The organism is Cohnella lupini (genome assembly GCF_003386205.1).
Classification (GTDB): domain Bacteria; phylum Bacillota; class Bacilli; order Paenibacillales; family Paenibacillaceae; genus Cohnella; species Cohnella lupini.
In genome coordinates this window covers 40,413-55,922 of sequence record NZ_QRDY01000004.1, presented here as the reverse complement: position 1 = coordinate 55,922, position 15,510 = coordinate 40,413, and the positions used below count along the sequence as shown (strand labels likewise).

8 protein-coding genes are annotated in these 15,510 nt (G+C 53.9%); 2 read left to right on the top strand and 6 right to left on the bottom strand.

Going from position 1 to position 15,510, the window contains the following annotated elements:
- Nucleotides 1-4 precede the first annotated feature (4 nt).
- Nucleotides 5-2,155: a sensor histidine kinase gene (locus DFP95_RS09285; protein WP_245987502.1), complete on the bottom strand. Its 2,151-nt coding sequence runs from the start codon at nucleotides 2,153-2,155 to the stop codon at nucleotides 5-7.
- A gap of 185 nt (nucleotides 2,156-2,340) precedes the next feature.
- Nucleotides 2,341-3,984 carry a chitobiase/beta-hexosaminidase C-terminal domain-containing protein gene (locus DFP95_RS29105; protein WP_220376363.1) on the bottom strand — a complete coding sequence of 548 codons (1,644 nt, stop codon included), beginning with the start codon at nucleotides 3,982-3,984 and terminating at the stop codon, nucleotides 2,341-2,343.
- 295 nt (nucleotides 3,985-4,279) lie between these two features.
- Between DFP95_RS29105 and DFP95_RS09270 the strand changes: the two genes are divergently transcribed.
- Together DFP95_RS09270 and DFP95_RS09265 are read left to right on the top strand one after the other, a co-directional pair.
- On the top strand, nucleotides 4,280-11,200 hold the full coding sequence (locus tag DFP95_RS09270) for an S-layer homology domain-containing protein (protein ID WP_115992340.1): 6,921 nt from the start codon (nucleotides 4,280-4,282) through the stop codon (nucleotides 11,198-11,200).
- Between the two features lie 180 nt (nucleotides 11,201-11,380).
- Nucleotides 11,381-11,728: a hypothetical protein gene (locus DFP95_RS09265; RefSeq protein WP_115992339.1), complete on the top strand. Its 348-nt coding sequence runs from the start codon at nucleotides 11,381-11,383 to the stop codon at nucleotides 11,726-11,728.
- Between the two features lie 35 nt (nucleotides 11,729-11,763).
- On the opposite strand, the gene DFP95_RS09260 is transcribed toward DFP95_RS09265, so the two are convergent.
- From DFP95_RS09260 to DFP95_RS09245, 4 genes are read right to left on the bottom strand one after another with little or no spacing between them, the layout of a single operon-like run.
- Nucleotides 11,764-13,539, bottom strand: coding sequence for an ABC transporter ATP-binding protein (locus tag DFP95_RS09260; protein ID WP_115992338.1), 1,776 nt, complete (start codon nucleotides 13,537-13,539; stop codon nucleotides 11,764-11,766).
- A 12-nt stretch (nucleotides 13,540-13,551) separates the two neighbouring features.
- Nucleotides 13,552-14,736: a nucleotidyltransferase domain-containing protein gene (locus tag DFP95_RS09255; protein ID WP_245987500.1), complete on the bottom strand. Its 1,185-nt coding sequence runs from the start codon at nucleotides 14,734-14,736 to the stop codon at nucleotides 13,552-13,554.
- Nucleotides 14,726-15,205, bottom strand: a complete 480-nt coding sequence (locus DFP95_RS09250) for a lasso peptide biosynthesis B2 protein (RefSeq protein ID WP_115992337.1) — start codon at nucleotides 15,203-15,205, stop codon at nucleotides 14,726-14,728. The genes DFP95_RS09255 and DFP95_RS09250 overlap by 11 nt, the downstream gene beginning before the upstream one ends.
- Nucleotides 15,202-15,510, bottom strand: coding sequence for a lasso peptide biosynthesis PqqD family chaperone (locus DFP95_RS09245; RefSeq protein WP_115992336.1), 309 nt, complete (start codon nucleotides 15,508-15,510; stop codon nucleotides 15,202-15,204). The genes DFP95_RS09250 and DFP95_RS09245 overlap by 4 nt, the downstream gene beginning before the upstream one ends.

The following is a 15,510-nucleotide window of genomic DNA, read 5'->3' as shown; positions in this document are numbered from 1 at the left end:
GCCGTCACCTTCCTTCTTCTAAGATACAAGGAAGCGATACATAGAATATCGAGCCCGTCTTGCCGTCGCTCTCCGCTCGAACCGTTCCTCCATGCGCTTGGACGATTTCCCGGCAAATCGCCAGTCCGAGCCCGCTACCCTCTACTCCATTCTCCATGCCCGGTCTATCAACCTTGTAATTGCGATCGAAGATTTCCTCGAGCTGATCCGGAGGAATTCCCGTCCCGGAATCTTGTACGCTAATGATCGCATAGCGGTTATCCTTCACATCGTCCACGGCAATTGCAAGACGCACCACCCCGCCGCTAGAGGTGAACTTCATCGCGTTCGACACTAGATTAAACAACGCCTGCTCTAATCTTTGCGCATCCATCTCGACAACAAGCAAGTCAGGTCGTTGATCTTCCGTATTTCCGATATCCAGTATGAAATCCAACCCTGCGTCGCGCACAACCAGCTCATATTGTTCATAAAAACCATGCAAGAAGCGAATCGCATGAACCGGCTCCATTCGGTAAGAGACTTGGCCCGTTTCCAAATGCGACAAGAAGGACAGCTCCTCGATCATGCGGTTAATCCTTATCGTGTTATCCCGGATATACTTCAGGTACTGTTCATCGCGTTCCGGCTTGACCCTGTCCTGCACGGCTTCTACATAACCAAGCATGCTGGACAGCGGCATACGCAGATCATGCGTAATATAGGCCAGGAGCTTCTTCCGTCCTTGCTCGGAGTGAAGCAACCGGTCATACGAAGCGCTGAGATCGTCGTGAGCTGCGGATAAGGCGTGCGTGCGCTCCTGTACGGTCCGTTCCAAATTCATATTCATTTCGGTCAGCTTGTCGTTAGCGTCCCGCAACTCGCGTGCAATCCTCACCTCGTTAGATGCCGCCCTCGTAAATCTTGAAGAGAGCAGAAGCATCTGCGCGATCGTAAATACCAACAGTCCAAGCGGAGATGTATTTCCGATCGGCGACCATTCGTTGTAATATAAAAAATCGTTGATAACCGTGACTAAAGTAACCACCGAAACCAACAGGAAGGTCAGCGCTCCCTCTGTACGCCGCGCAGCCTCTTGGACCAGCCCAACCATCAGATACACCATATGCAGAACAACGATCACGCCGATCGTCAGTAACATTTTCGAATAGAGAAGAGCAGGGGTCACCGCAACAACTAGACAGAGCGCGCCGGTTACGATCCGGGTGCCAAGACGAAACCATCGCGACACGTAATTCGGGAAAATGCAATCAAAATACATGGTGATGATATAACCGCTGACGCAAAGAATCAGATACTCGATCTTAAACTGCAATTCCCACGGAAAATGGGGAAACAATTGCGTAATCATGAGCTCGCCGACCAGCAAGGATCGGATACCGAACAACAGGGCGAACAGACCAAAATACAACGGCGCCCTGTCCTTGCGTCGTTGCACGAACAACAGCAGATTATATACGCCAATCACCAGCAGGCTTGCGGTTATGAACATTTCGGCAGCGATCTTCAGATGGGTCCTGACCGTTAACGCATCGCTACCGCCCAGCTCTATATATTTGGTGATGCCGCCGCGCTTATGATGGAAGTTGGCTACCTGCATAACCAACTCTACTGTTTTGTTCTCAGGCTGGAAGAACACCAGCTTCGTTGACAGATGCGGCGTCACGCCGCTCTTGTCCGGACCAACCCCACCGACTTCGGCCAGCAGGTCTCCGTTAACCCATAATTTATACGAATGAAAAATAGTAGGAATCCGCAGAGCGAGTCGCTTATTCCTATCCTGTTCGCTAAGCTCGATGACTACCCGAAAGGTTGCAAAGCCTGTACCCTTCAACTGCCGACCATCTAACCGATAGCCTAGCCAGGAGCTCGGGATGCGGATCCAGCGGTCATGATTTCCGTCCCTTGCGGAACGAATCCGTATGTCCTCGGGCGACAGCAGCTCTTGCCAGTAAAACGCCCACTCCCCGTTTAACTTGATCGGATTCTCGCTGACATGAACCTGCGTTAAATCCAGAATGCCTTCTTCGCTTTGGAGCTTAGGGGAGTCCGGTGCCGAGATGACGGCATAGCCTGCTACCAAACCGACAACAACGGCAGCAGCTATATAAAGGAAGATAGTACGAGAACCGAATCGGAGAATACCCCTCATCATGAAGTCGACCCCAATCTACAAGATGCGCTATAAAAAATAAGTTGAGTTAATGATAGCATCATAGGAAGAAAATGTGTTAAAAGCGGCGATAAAATGTAGTCTGTTTGTTTGGCATGTTTGATCTGGAGGATAAAAATAGCGGCGCAGGGATTAACTCCCTTGCGCCGCTATTTTTATAGGGTCAGTTATACGGTTAAGAAAAGATCAACAACGTCCTGAATATCTTGCTTCGTAGACATCGGCGTTCCAAAAGGATTGTTCCTAGACTCCTGATAGGCCAAACTAAGTTCATCTAAGATAGCGTCTAAATTGACTGCATCCACACCGGTGATACCGGCGCGAGCGAATACTTCTACGGTAGGGGCAGATCCTCCACCGAAAGGATTCAAGTAAGCATAGATTGCATCTACCGTAATGGCTTGAATAGCCTCAACAACAATCGCTTGAATTTGAGCCAATGTTCTTGGAAGCGGCGTTGCACCGGTTTCCAAATAGTATTGGACGGCGGACAGGTTATCCGATGCGACATCCGTAATACCTGCAGTAGCAAAAGTCGTCGCATCTACATCGGTCCATACAGTCGAAGCCGATGCGGCATTGATCAAATCTAGTGCCGATTGCTTCGTGATATCGTCAATAACCTCATCGACGATGGCTTGAATTTCCGAAACCGTCCACGAAGATCTTCCAGCAGAGTCGAGTGCATCTATAACAGCTGATACATTCGATGTCGTTACGCCCGTAACGCCTGCATCGCCAAAAGTCGTCACATTAACATCGTTCCAATTATGGGATTCCGACGCTTCATTGATTACATCCAGTGCCGATTTCGGTACGATAATCGTGTACGACGCCGATATGATGTCACTGTCTCTCATGCCATTTTGTACCGCGAGCGCTTTGACCGTCATTGCGTGATTAACTACGATCGGAACGCTATATACGAGGCCGTTCGTCCTCGTCGGCGTGCTGCCGTCTGTCGTATAGTAGATCGTTGCGGCACCCGTTGCGCTAAGCGATACTTGCGTATCTGACACGACAGCGCCGCCTGCGGGAAGTGCCGTAGGAGCCTCGACGGTAGCCTGTACCGGCTGCGGAGCCGGAGACCAAGACTGCTCTTCCTGCTTTTTCTTTTCTTCTTCCTTCTTCTTCTCTTCTTCCTCTTTCTTTTTCTGTTCTACCTGTGCTACGTATTGCCCCTTGGCTTCGAATGCGCCCGTAACAAGCAGATCGCGCGTTGCGTTGGCTTGCCCGCCGAACTTTCCATCCGCTCCGTTGTCCAACAATTTTAGTCCCAACGCCAAGGCGACATAGCCCTCCGCCCAGTTAGATACGGTAGAATCGTTCACGCCTGCCGTTGCCTTGGCTTCCTCGTTCATACCGAGTCCGCGTACAAGGAACGTCGCGAGCTGCTCCTTCGTCACCTTACCGGCAGGAGCGAAATTCCCTTCGCCATTGCCAGCCGTGATCCCTGCCGTTTTCACCGCTTCAATGTACGGCAACGCGTATCCATTTGCAGGATCGTCGGCGCTGACGTCTTTGAATGAAGACGTCGTTAAGTCCTTATTCACCTCCAAATCGAAAATCAACGCTGCAACCTTAGCTAATTGCGCCCGGTTCATCTCCTCCCCGATACCGAATTTGCTTTCGCTTACACCGTTGAATATACCGGCGGAGATCAGGGCATCGAACTTGGCCTTCGTTGCGGCATCCAGATCCTTCAAGTCCGTAAAGTCGGCCGAAGTTTTCGTTGCGCCTGCTGCAAAGCTGACGGAAAAATGAAAGCACAGGAGCACCGCCATCAATAACCCGACCATTTTTTTCCTCATCGTTTGTCCCCCTGAAGTATGTTATGAGATCGATTTACCTCTTTCATTTTATCAGGTAGATTAGTCCATCTATGAAACATAAAGAAAACTTTAAGATCTTGCTTGCAGGAATGAGAATGGACTCCAATTTTTGCTTCCGCTGAAGATAGGTTTACACAAAAATAGGATTAAGTTAACAATACATCGCTATACTCGAGGTTATGACTTTTGAGTTGAAGATGAAGGGGGCTGTAGCCTGAACACTGGAATCGTCGTTTCTTAATGTAAAAACAATCCTAGAATAGGGAGTTTCATCATGAAAACAACATTAAAGAAATATGCAAAACCGCTGTTAAGCGTCACCCTGCTATTTTCCATGACTCTATCCATTTTACCTCCTATTACGGCATCGGCAGCCGAGCCTGTTGTCCCCGATGAGACGCGTCCCACCTACCTCGGAAAGTCCCTATACACGGGCGAGTTTCATGCGCACACGTCGGTGAGCGACGGAGTGAAATTGCCGCCGGATGCCTTCGAATACGTGCACGATAAGACGCAGGCCGACTTCTTCGCGGTCACCGAGCATGACGTCATGTGGGACATTCGCAACGGCGACGACTTCATCGACGACTGGCGCGACGCTGCGTCGGAAGAGTGGCGGTACGTGCACGAGCGGGCGTTCGCGTTCAACGAGTCGCAAGACGACCTCGTTGCCGTCCCTGCCATCGAGAACACGTGGTATGACGGCACGGGCCACATCAACGTCTTCAATTCGGACTGGCACGCGACGGCACGGGCGACCGAGAAGGGCTCGGTCGACGGTTTCCTCAATTCGTTCGGCACGGGGAACATGATGTACGACCTGTACACGTTCTACGCGCGTCTCAAGCAGGACCCCGACGCGATCGCGCAGTTCAACCACCCGAACCCGACCAGCAAGGGCGACTTCTTCGGGTTCAAGGGTCTTGACCCGGTCACCGACGAGCGCATGGAGCTTATCGAGGTCAAGACCGACGGGCAGTTCGGCGAGTTCCAGAAGGCTCTGGACGCGGGCTGGCACCTGGGTCCGGTATGGAACGGCGACGAGCACTCCGATAACTGGGTCACCTCGAACGAGTCGATCACCGGCGTGTGGGCCGAGGAGCACTCGCTCGAGGGCCTCTACGCCGCGATGCGCGACCGCAGCGTCTTCTCGACGCTCGACGTCAACACGGCGCTCGAGTTCAGCGCGAACGACAAGCTCATGGGCGCGATCCTTCCCGCCGACACGACCTCGCTCTCGTTCGACATCTCGGTGACGGACGCCGACGCCGGCGATGCCTTCACTTCGGTGAAACTCTACACGAACGGCGGCAGAGTCGCCCGTGAATTCACGGGAGTGAACGGACGCGACGTACACCTGACCGCCGAGCTTCCGTCATCCGACGGCGACTACTTCTATGTGCGCGCCGACCAGGCCGACGGCGACTTCGTGGTCTCCGCTCCGATCTGGGTGGGCGAGAAGACGCGCGGCGCGAACTACGCGCCTGCGATCGTCGTCGACGACGAGGTGCCGACGCTTGCCAAGTACGGGCAGTCGATCGAGCTGCCGAAGGTCACCGCGGTCGACGACTCGGGCGTAGAGCCCAACGTCGCGTACGAGGTGTACGACTCCACGGGCAAGGTGCCCGTAGCGGATGGCGCGTTCGAGATCCGCAGCTACGACGACGCGTTCATCGTTGTCAAGGCGACGGATGCGACGGGCAACACGAACGCGGAGCTCATCCGGATCCAGGTCGACAAGGACGGGCTTGATCCCGCCGGCGTCTTCCAATACTTCGGCTCGACGGCTGCGGTCACCGAGAAACCGGGCGGAGCGGGCATCGCCGTGTCGACCGATCGTACCGTCGGGAAGGTCTATGCACAGGTCATGCCGGCGGATTCGAACGACTGGTCTTCGGCATCCGTTCTCGCTTCCGCGAACGACAAGCCCTACGAGGTCAACGCGATCGGCAACGACGAGTCCGAGTACCAATATTCGATCACGGGCCAGACCTTGCGTAGCCACGAGTTCGACGTAACTGGGCTCGATGCGGGCGAAACGTATAAGTACCGCTTCGGAGTCGCGGTCGACGGCACGGCACCCAACGCGGGCGACACCGATGCTTGGACCGAGACGAAGGGCGAGTTCACCACGGGCGGCTCCGGGAACGAGCCGATCTACGTCGTCGGCGACCTGCAGGCAACTACCCACGACGCCTCGGACCTCGGCTTGTTCGGCCAGGTCGTCGACCGACTCGAGGCCGAGTCCCCGGGCGGGGGCACGTTGATCCAAACCGGCGACTTGGTCGATAACGGCGGGCGCGGACAATACTGGGACGAGATATTCGACCACGTCTGGGACGGCCTCGATGTGCAGATCGCACCCGTCGTAGGCAACCACGAAACCTATGGCGACCTCGACTACGACGTGGTGAACGGGGACCGTACCGCGATTTTCTCTAACATGTACGACCTGCCGAAGAACGGCGCGATCGGCGAGAGCAACTACTCGTTCGAGCGAGGCGACGTGCACGTCGCGGTACTGAACTCGAACTTCGATATGGACGAGCAACTGGCTTGGCTGAAGGAAGACATTCGTTCGTCGACCAAGAAATGGAACGTCGTCACGGGGCACTTCTCGTACTACGGCGGACAGCACGGAGACGACGCGGGGCTTGCCGCCGACCGGCCCAAGATCACCGCGGCGCTGGATGCGCTGGGAGTCGACCTATACATCGGCGGACACGACCACGTCTACAAGCGCTCGACGATCTACGACGGCCGCCTCGCCGCGACGCCGAACGAAGAGGCGCTCGGCACCACATACGTGACGATGGGTTCTGCCGGACCGAAGTTCTACGACAACACAGTGCACTGGTGGGATGACGTCGTGTTCGACGAGGACACGCAGATGGGCGGCGTGCTCGAGGTCACGGACGACGGTCTGAGGATCGCCACCTACACGCTTGACGGTCGGGTCGTAGACGACTACACCGTTCGTAAGCCGAGCGGCGAGTTCCGTATCGGGTCGACCGAGATCGCGAATCGCGAGCTCGAGGGCGTCGGTCTGCTCAGCTATGAGGGCAGCCGCGACAGCCTCGCTCTCATCGCCGCGACCTATGACAGCACCCAGACGCAGCTTCACGACATTCGCAGCGTCGACGTGGAGCTCGATCACCAGGGCAGGGAGCAGTTCGTCACGTTCGACAGCCCGCTTCCGGTGAAGACCAGCGACGTAGTGAAGCTCTTCGTATGGGATAAGCTCGGCAACGGGAAACCGCTTATCCCGTCGCTCACCCTGCGCGAGGGAATCGCGGGCGACGGAACCGAGGAGGATCCGTACCTCATCCAATCCGCCGCGGACTTCGGCAAGATCGTCTACGACCCGAAAGGACACTATCGGCTTGCCAAAGATCTAGATCTGGGCAATGCCGGCGTTCGCGTGGAGGTACCGTTCGGGGGCGAGTTCGACGGCGCGGGTCATGCTCTGACAGGATTCTCCTCGACGGAGGGCGGACTATTCGCGATTCTCGCGGCGGGTTCGTCGGTGCATGATCTGGCTATCGTGGACGCGAACGTTAAGAAGAGCACCTCGACGGTCGGTATTCTGGTCGACTCGCTGGGTACGAGCATAAATGCTCTTGGCGGTACGGTGGAGCGGGTGTGGACGTCGGGGACGGTGAGCGGGCCGACCTATGTGGCGGGTATCGCCGGGACGTCGTTCGGCACGATCCGCGACACGTACTCGACTGCGAACGTGACGGCCTCCGGTACTTACGCTGGCGGCATTATCGGCGTAGCCGATTCGCCGAGTATGACCGAGCGCGTGTACGCGACCGGCAAGATCATTTCGGGATCGACCGCGGGAGGTCTGACCGGCTACGCGCGCAACTCGGATGTGACGGTACGCGACAGCTTCGCGCTCAACCCGACGGTGACGGGAAGCGCGTTCGCGCAGCGTGTCGTTGCGCGCTTCGCAAGCGGTCAGACTGCCGCGCTCGAGAACAATTACGCGGCCGAGACCGTATCCGCCGCAACTCAGTCGAACACGGCTACGGGACCGACGACGCTCAACGGCGCAACTAAGACGACCGTCGAGACGCGCGATGTCGCTACATGGCAGACGGGTCTCGGATGGGACTTCGATTCAGTGTGGCAGTGGAACGACAACGGGTCCCGGCCGGTGCTGCAATCCCTTCCGGAACAGATCGCCGCGCCTCCCACTGCACCTGCGCTCGAGCGGGACGCGGACGGCGCCTACCTCGTCGCCGAAGCGGGAGACTTCGCCGAGCTAGATGCGTGGCCTGCCGAGCGCTTCCGGTTGGCGTCCGACCTTGACCTGAGCGGTGTCGATGTTCGTGTCGACGCTCTCTTCATGGGCGAGCTCGATGGCGCGGGTCACGTCCTGACCGGGTTCAAGTCCACCGCAGGCGGTTTGTTCGCGAGTCTCCGCGCCGGTTCGTCGGTGCACGATCTTGGTATCGCGGGCGCCGAGGTGAGTAAGTCCACTTCTACCGTGGGCATCCTAGTCGACTCGCTGGGCACTAGCGCAAGTGCCCTTGGCGGCACGGTGGAGCGGGTATGGACGTCGGGGACGGTGATCGGTCCGACGTATGTGGCGGGTATCGCCGGAACGTCGTTCGGCACGATCCGCGACTCGTACTCGACTGCGGACGCGACCGCGACGACCGGTAATTATGCGGCGGGCATTATCGGCGTAGCCGATTCGCCGAGTATGACCGAGCGCGTGTACGCGACCGGCAAGATCACCGCGGTATCGACCGCGGGAGGTCTGACCGGCTACGCCCGCAACTCGGGCGTGACGGTTCGTAACAGCTTCGCGCTCAACCCGTCGGTGACGGGAAGCGCGTTCGCGCAGCGTGTCGTTGCGCGCTTCGCAAGCGGCCAGACTGCCGTGCTCGGGAACAATTACGCGGCCGAGACCGTTTCCGCGTCCGTTCAGTCGAACACTCCTACGGGACCGACGACGCTCAACGGCGCCACCAAGACGACCGCCGAAACGCGCGACGTCGCGACATGGCAGACAGGTCTCGGATGGGATTTCGACGCGGTCTGGCAATGGGATGCCGCGACCGCACGTCCCGTTCTGCGGGCGACCGGCTCGGCGAGCGTCAAGGGTGCGGCCGTTACGGGCGCGCTTGAAGTTAGGGCATCTGTCATGGAGGTTGTCTACGACGCGATCTCGCACGAGGCCGCTGCGGGAGAGGACGGCATGGTGTCGCTGACGCTGAACGGCGGAGCGAGTGCGGCCGGACAGCGGATGTCGGTGCTGGTGCTGAAGAAGGACGCCTACGTTCCGTTGATCGACGACGTGGCGTATCTCAACGAGGTCATGCTCGACGCATCCGGTGCCGTTCAACTCTCGGTGAGACTGCCGGACGAGAACCTGGACGAGTATGCGATCGCCCTCAACACGACAGGTGAGTCTACGCGGTACGTCGCATCTCTCGACGTTGAGTGGTCCTCCGTTGATAGCGTTACGGTTACGCCATCAACAGCTACCGTGCAGAAGGGAAGCATGCAAGCGTTCAGCGCTACGGTGAACGGAAAGAACGATCCGGAGCAATCCGTAACCTGGAGCGTGTATGGCACCGGCAACGCCGGCACAACCATTAGCAGCTCCGGCGTGTTGACGATTGCTGCCGATGAAGCGGCGGAAGTTCTGACGGTCAAAGCCGCTTCGACGGTGGATCCCGCGAAATTCGGCATGGCAACCGTGACTGTGAAAACGGACGAAAATAACGATACGGGCGTTACGAGCGTTACGGTTACGCCATCGACAGCCACCGTGCACAAGGGCGGCATGGAATCGTTCAGCGCTACGGTGAACGGGGCGAACAATCCGGAGCAATCCGTAATCTGGAGCGTGTATGGCACCGGCAACGCCGGCACAACCATCAGCGGCTCCGGCGTTCTGATGATTGCTGCCGATGAAACGGCGGAAGTTCTGACGGTCAAAGCCGCTTCGACGGTGGATCCAGCGAAATTCGGTACGGCAAACGTGACTGTTACGGAAGAGCCGGTTCAGCCGATCGTTCTGCAAAGTATCGTGCAGCCGTCGAATATCGCGGAGCTAGCTAACGGTACTCCCAAAACGGCAGAGGCATTCGGACTGCCCACGTCGGTCACCTTAGCGACGTACGGCGGCAGCACCACAACCATGCCGGCGGCTGTTCATTGGAACGTGGCTTCCAGTTCCTACAACCCGTCATCTGCCTCCGCTCAGACCTTTCCGGTGAACGGTACGGTGACACTGCCGAGCGGAGTGACTAACCCGGACAACGTGCCGCTTACGGTCTCCGTCAGCGTGTCCGTTAAAGCGCAAGTCCGAAGCGAAACGCCGCCTCCGACGTACTATACGATTACCGCTTCGGCGGGCGAGAACGGCAGCATTTCTCCTTCCGGCACAGTTAGTGTAATAAACGGCGGGAGCCAAAGCTTTACGATCAAAGCGAACGACGGATATCAGATAGCCGGCGTGACCGCGGACGGACAAAATATCGGCAAAGTTTCAACCTATAGTTTCAGTAACGTGACCGCTAGTCACAGCATTAGCGCAACGTTCGTTAAAGAGGAGGTCGTCGTAACCCCTCCGGACGAATCGACGGGTAAGCCGACGGATAAACCGACGGATATGCCATCCCTCGAGGATGTCAAAGAAGGCGCGTGGTATAACGATGACGTGGAGTATGTCATTGCGCACGGATTGATGAGGGGTACTGGCGATCATACGTTCAGCCCGAACATGGAATTAACTAGGGGAATGGTCGCTACCATTCTCGGACAGCATTACGGCTTGGACGTGAGCAAGTACGGCGAGAATTCCTTCGAAGACGTGGACGATAACAAGTATTACGCCCCTTATGTCGAGTGGGTTCGCGATGCCGGAATCGCCGGGGGGATCGGAAGCAACAAGTTTGATCCCGATGCGCCGATTATGCGGCAGGACTTGGCCGTTATTCTCATGAGATACGCGGGGGTTGCCGGATTGAACCTTCCCGTAGTCAAACAGAATACAGGCTTCAAGGATGACGCAGACATCTCGACTTATGCGAAAGATGCGGTTAAGACGTTCTTTATGGCGGGGATCTTCACCGGGAAGCCGGGAGGAATATTCGATCCGAAAGGCGTCATTACCCGAGCCGAGGTTGCAGCTATTCTGCATCGGTTCATCGAAACGGCAATAAAGAAATAATGGAAAAGGCTAGTCACGTCAAATAGTCAAACAAGCTCATGCAGCAACTGCATGAGCTTGTTTTTTTTCTGAAGAAATGTTTCATGGAGTATTTAGAACTCGCTTTCAATAAGGAAGAATCTCGTATCGGATCTTTTTTTTTCGGCTCCTTCCCGGTCAATAGGCGACGATGAGAGTGTGATGTCTGAACTGGCGACCGCCACAATCGGTAATATCGACTATGGGAGTGTGATGGTTGGAGTTGCGACCGTCATAGTCGGTTATATCGACTATGAGAGTGTGATGGTTGGAGTTGCGACCGCCACAGTCGGTAATATCGACTATGGGAGTGTGATGGTTGGAGTTGCGACCGTCATAGTCGGTAATATCGACTATGGGAGTGTGATGGTTGGAGTTGCGACCGCCACAGTCGGTAATATCGACTATGGGAGTGTGATGGTTGGAGTTGCGACCGCCATAGTCGGTAATATCGACTATAGGAGTGTGATGGCTGGACTGGCGACCGCAAAAGTCGGTTATATCGACTAAGAGAGTGTGATGGATAGACTTGCGGTCGCGCCATATTATCCCCAGGCGGAATCAGAGGGAAACTTGATTTCAGAGTTCGCGGATATCCCCTTCTGAACGATAGTCCCTTGATCGATCACGATCACTTGATCCGCGTTCCGTATGGTTGACGGCCGATGGGCAATGACGATAACGGTCATTTTGCCCTTTAACCGATCCAGCGCTTCTTGAATTTTCGATTCGTTTTCCGTGTCTAATGCGCTGGTCGCTTCGTCCAAAACAAGAATGGAGGGCTTACGCAAGATCGCCCGGGCAAGAACCAACCTTTGGCGTTCTCCGCCCGATAATCGGATTCCTCGGTCTCCGATGAACGTATCGAGCCCTTGAGGCAGCTTTCGAATAAAGTCCGCGGATACGGAAAACTCCAACGCTTCCCAGAGTTCTTCCTCGCTTGCATGAGGGCTCACCATCCGTAAGTTTTCCCTTATCGTTTCATTAAAAAGGAAAGGGTCTTGAGGAACATAGCTGATGGATCGCCTCAAAGCTAATAAACGATCGCTTGTCAGAGGGATTCCGTCAATGACGACTTGTCCATGCTCCGGCTGTACAAGCCCCATTAAGATATCAATCAAGGTGCTCTTCCCGGCACCGGATCTTCCTACGATCGCAGTCATTCGATTCGAGAGGATTTGCAAATTAATATCTTGAAGAGCAAACTGCGGCTCCAGCCGATTATACCGAAAATAGACGTTCCTGCATTCCAGACTCCGTTCGATCGTAATCGTCTTTACATCCTGCCCCTGCGGGTCATCCAATGCGAATTCCGTGGCTTCCGCGCATTCGTCTTGCAGCTTAATGATGTTATGAAAGGAAGGGATGGATGACGCGATTTGCTCCAGGCTCGACTGAAACCCGGTAAACCTTGGCCACAAACGCGAGAAAATGATGATGACAAGCAGCAACTGCTCCAACCTGGCTTCGAACAATCGAATCGACAAAAAAATAAAAGCTGCAATTAATAATGCGGATGCCGCTTGATAATAAAACTGCGAAGTGGTTTTCAATTTAATATACTCGCCTTGTTCGCGTTGCATTTTCATACTCATACGACTAAGCCATGTTAGACGGGATTGCTCCAGCATATTGATCTTAATATCCTTAATCCCGTTCAATTGATCCGTGATCCCCGCCATATATTGCTTAGACAATTCTATCGTTTCCTTACCCAGATTTTGAGATCTCCGAATAAAATTCCTTGATAGAAAGGAAAGACTTAAACCGCACGCGATAACGAATATCGTCAGTTCGGGAGATAACCAAAAGGCTAGTCCGATCTGAATGAGCGTAAAAATAATCGAAGCCAATAGCTGCAAGGACAAACTGACTCCGCTGCTGACGCGTCCGATCTCGGCCGTTAAGGAATTGATGAAATCGGATTTCCGCCTCTTAATAAAAAAACCCCAATTCGACTGCAGCAACGCACGATACGTTTCCGATCTCAGGTGGAAAACAAAGCCTTGGTGGATTTTCACGTTTTGAATGCTTATACTCCGTTTCAAAAGTCCTTGGCCGATGACCAGCAGGACGAAGCTGCCCAATATGAGCGGCAATACCCACGGTGCAGGAATAGATTGCAAAGCTCCGAATATTCCCGAGAGAGGGGTTGTATCGGTAGTGACGCCGGCAATTCCGCTCATGCCGATCATGGGAACCAATAAGAAGATGCCGATCCCTTCAAGGAGACTGACCAATACCGTTCCGAAGAGATTCACGTACAGTTTTTTTCCGGCAAAACCATGTAAACGCTTCGTAAAATAAAGAATAGGTTCCATCTTGGAAACCCCCTAGGTTAAAACGTCTTTCGCTTTTCTCCATGCCCAAAGGAATGGACGTAAAGGAAAGTATAGGTAATGAATGGACTTGGGCAACGGCAAAGTCTGAGCATCGATGGGGTAGGGGTAGAATTTATTCAGGATGTATAGCAGCTTTTGCCGTTTGGATTTTACTGCGAATAAATATCGTTTCAGATTACTTGCAATCGTTTCCGGAGGATTAGAATGTAAATCGTATTTCTCGTTAATGAAGAGGAGCGCTAATTGCGCTAATAGCCCGGCCCGACTGCGATTAGCCATCGTTTCCATTTCGTTGTTCAATGGGGTGCCTAGCAGATTGGATGCCAATTTCAGTGCTTGTCCGCCGATCATAGTCAATTGATATTTTTTTAGGAACAAGCTGACGCTTGTCCAATCGATCTGTCGTCTCGTCAGAATATCGATGTCCACCAACCAACGCAGCCGAAACCATCCATGACGCGCGCCATGGGAAACTAAGAAACAGAACAAGTCGGCTTCGCCTAAGCCGTACACGGGATAACTTGTAAGAGCATTAAGTTTTTTCCGCTCCCATAATTCATTAAAGCTTGGTTCCTTGGCCGGACCGGGATTTAATCTCCAGTGAAGTTCCAGAAAGATCCTCTTGCGCGGATGAAAGTAGGCGACATGTTGCTTTCGCCATTTCCAACTATTTAATAAGGTCTGAATAATATCCTCGGTCTCGTAGCCTTGTTCCAGAAGCAACTTATTGACTTCATCAAGCTTATGGATATCGACCAGAATGTCCAGGTCCTTGGATGTTCGGAGGGAAATGTCCCCATAGAGATCAAAGGCAAGCGCTGGCCCCTTCAGAAGAAGAGCATGAATGTGATTCTCTGCCAATAACTTGCAAATAGATTCCATTTCACCGCTTAGGTGCAGCATTCGGAATACATTATTGTTGTATTCATTACGTAAAGCTTCAAGGACATTTGTAGGGATCCATGGGTGATTGGCGTTCTTCAAACGGTTATAAATGATGGCGGACACCCGATGGTGTCTGACCAACTGAATAAATCGATCCCAATCCATATCTATTGCCAGTTCTTGCTGACGTCCGTGCGACAATTCATCTTGTTCAAGCTTCAAATAGGCAAGAAGCAGGTCCAATTCTTTAGGAAAAGAATCCCGCTTCATAATGAGTTGACTATTCCTCATAAGATCCCTCATGTCCGGGAGTATCGAACCGCTTTGCAAACGTCCCGACCACTGTAAATTTCCTCATTTCTTCCGCTCCGGTCACATAGAAGGTACCGCTGCGCAGCCAAGCATGGGCAATCATTTTCTTATTCGTATCTTTGGCGGTTCCTAAATAAAGCGTACTACCCATATGTCTTCTATCCAGCATCTTCATCGCCGCTATCGCCCTCACGAGGCACTTACTGTCCCAGAATGTATGCCGACTCGTCATATGAAGAGCTTTAGATAGCTTTATCAAGATTGTTTCTTGTTGGTTGGATCGATGAGGAGTTTCCGCCATCCAAGAACCCAAAGAAGGAGCAATCCTGGCAAACGGCAGCCACACAAGGAAACGTGCCCATGCCAAGTACGCAAACGTCTCCAAGAGCAGCAGCAGCATCTCCGCATCCAACGAAAAAAGCTTACGAATGGTTTTCAGCGGATTCATTGCCGCGTTCCTTCTTCTCCTACGTCTATCAGTTGGTTATCTAGTAAATTTCCCAAGAAGGAAAGAACATGCTCTTCGCACACGCTCTGCTCAACGTTATATTCGACCATTAGGATCTGAACGAGATTACGAATGGATCTCGGGGCGCTCATAGCATCCCATATTGCCCCGCCAACGTCGCCTAAGTTGAAATACTTTCCTCTGCTAACGTTAAGCATGACCTTTTCCCCGTCCATATCGCTGACGATATTTCCCTCCGCTTGAACGACAACATCATCCAAAGTAAGCTTCTTATTCGTAATCAT

What these genes read in the sequence shown, in the direction of transcription:
- DFP95_RS09285 (WP_245987502.1), bottom strand. Translation starts at nt 2,155, where the DNA reads ATGATGAGGGGTATTCTCCGATTCGGTTCTCGTACTATCTTCCTTTAT.
- DFP95_RS29105 (WP_220376363.1), bottom strand. Translation starts at nt 3,984, where the DNA reads ATGAGGAAAAAAATGGTCGGGTTATTGATGGCGGTGCTCCTGTGCTTT.
- DFP95_RS09270 (WP_115992340.1), top strand. Translation starts at nt 4,280, where the DNA reads ATGAAAACAACATTAAAGAAATATGCAAAACCGCTGTTAAGCGTCACC.
- DFP95_RS09265 (WP_115992339.1), top strand. Translation starts at nt 11,381, where the DNA reads ATGTCTGAACTGGCGACCGCCACAATCGGTAATATCGACTATGGGAGT.
- DFP95_RS09260 (WP_115992338.1), bottom strand. Translation starts at nt 13,539, where the DNA reads ATGGAACCTATTCTTTATTTTACGAAGCGTTTACATGGTTTTGCCGGA.
- DFP95_RS09255 (WP_245987500.1), bottom strand. Translation starts at nt 14,736, where the DNA reads ATGAGGAATAGTCAACTCATTATGAAGCGGGATTCTTTTCCTAAAGAA.
- DFP95_RS09250 (WP_115992337.1), bottom strand. Translation starts at nt 15,205, where the DNA reads ATGAATCCGCTGAAAACCATTCGTAAGCTTTTTTCGTTGGATGCGGAG.
- DFP95_RS09245 (WP_115992336.1), bottom strand. Translation starts at nt 15,510, where the DNA reads ATGATTACGAATAAGAAGCTTACTTTGGATGATGTTGTCGTTCAAGCG.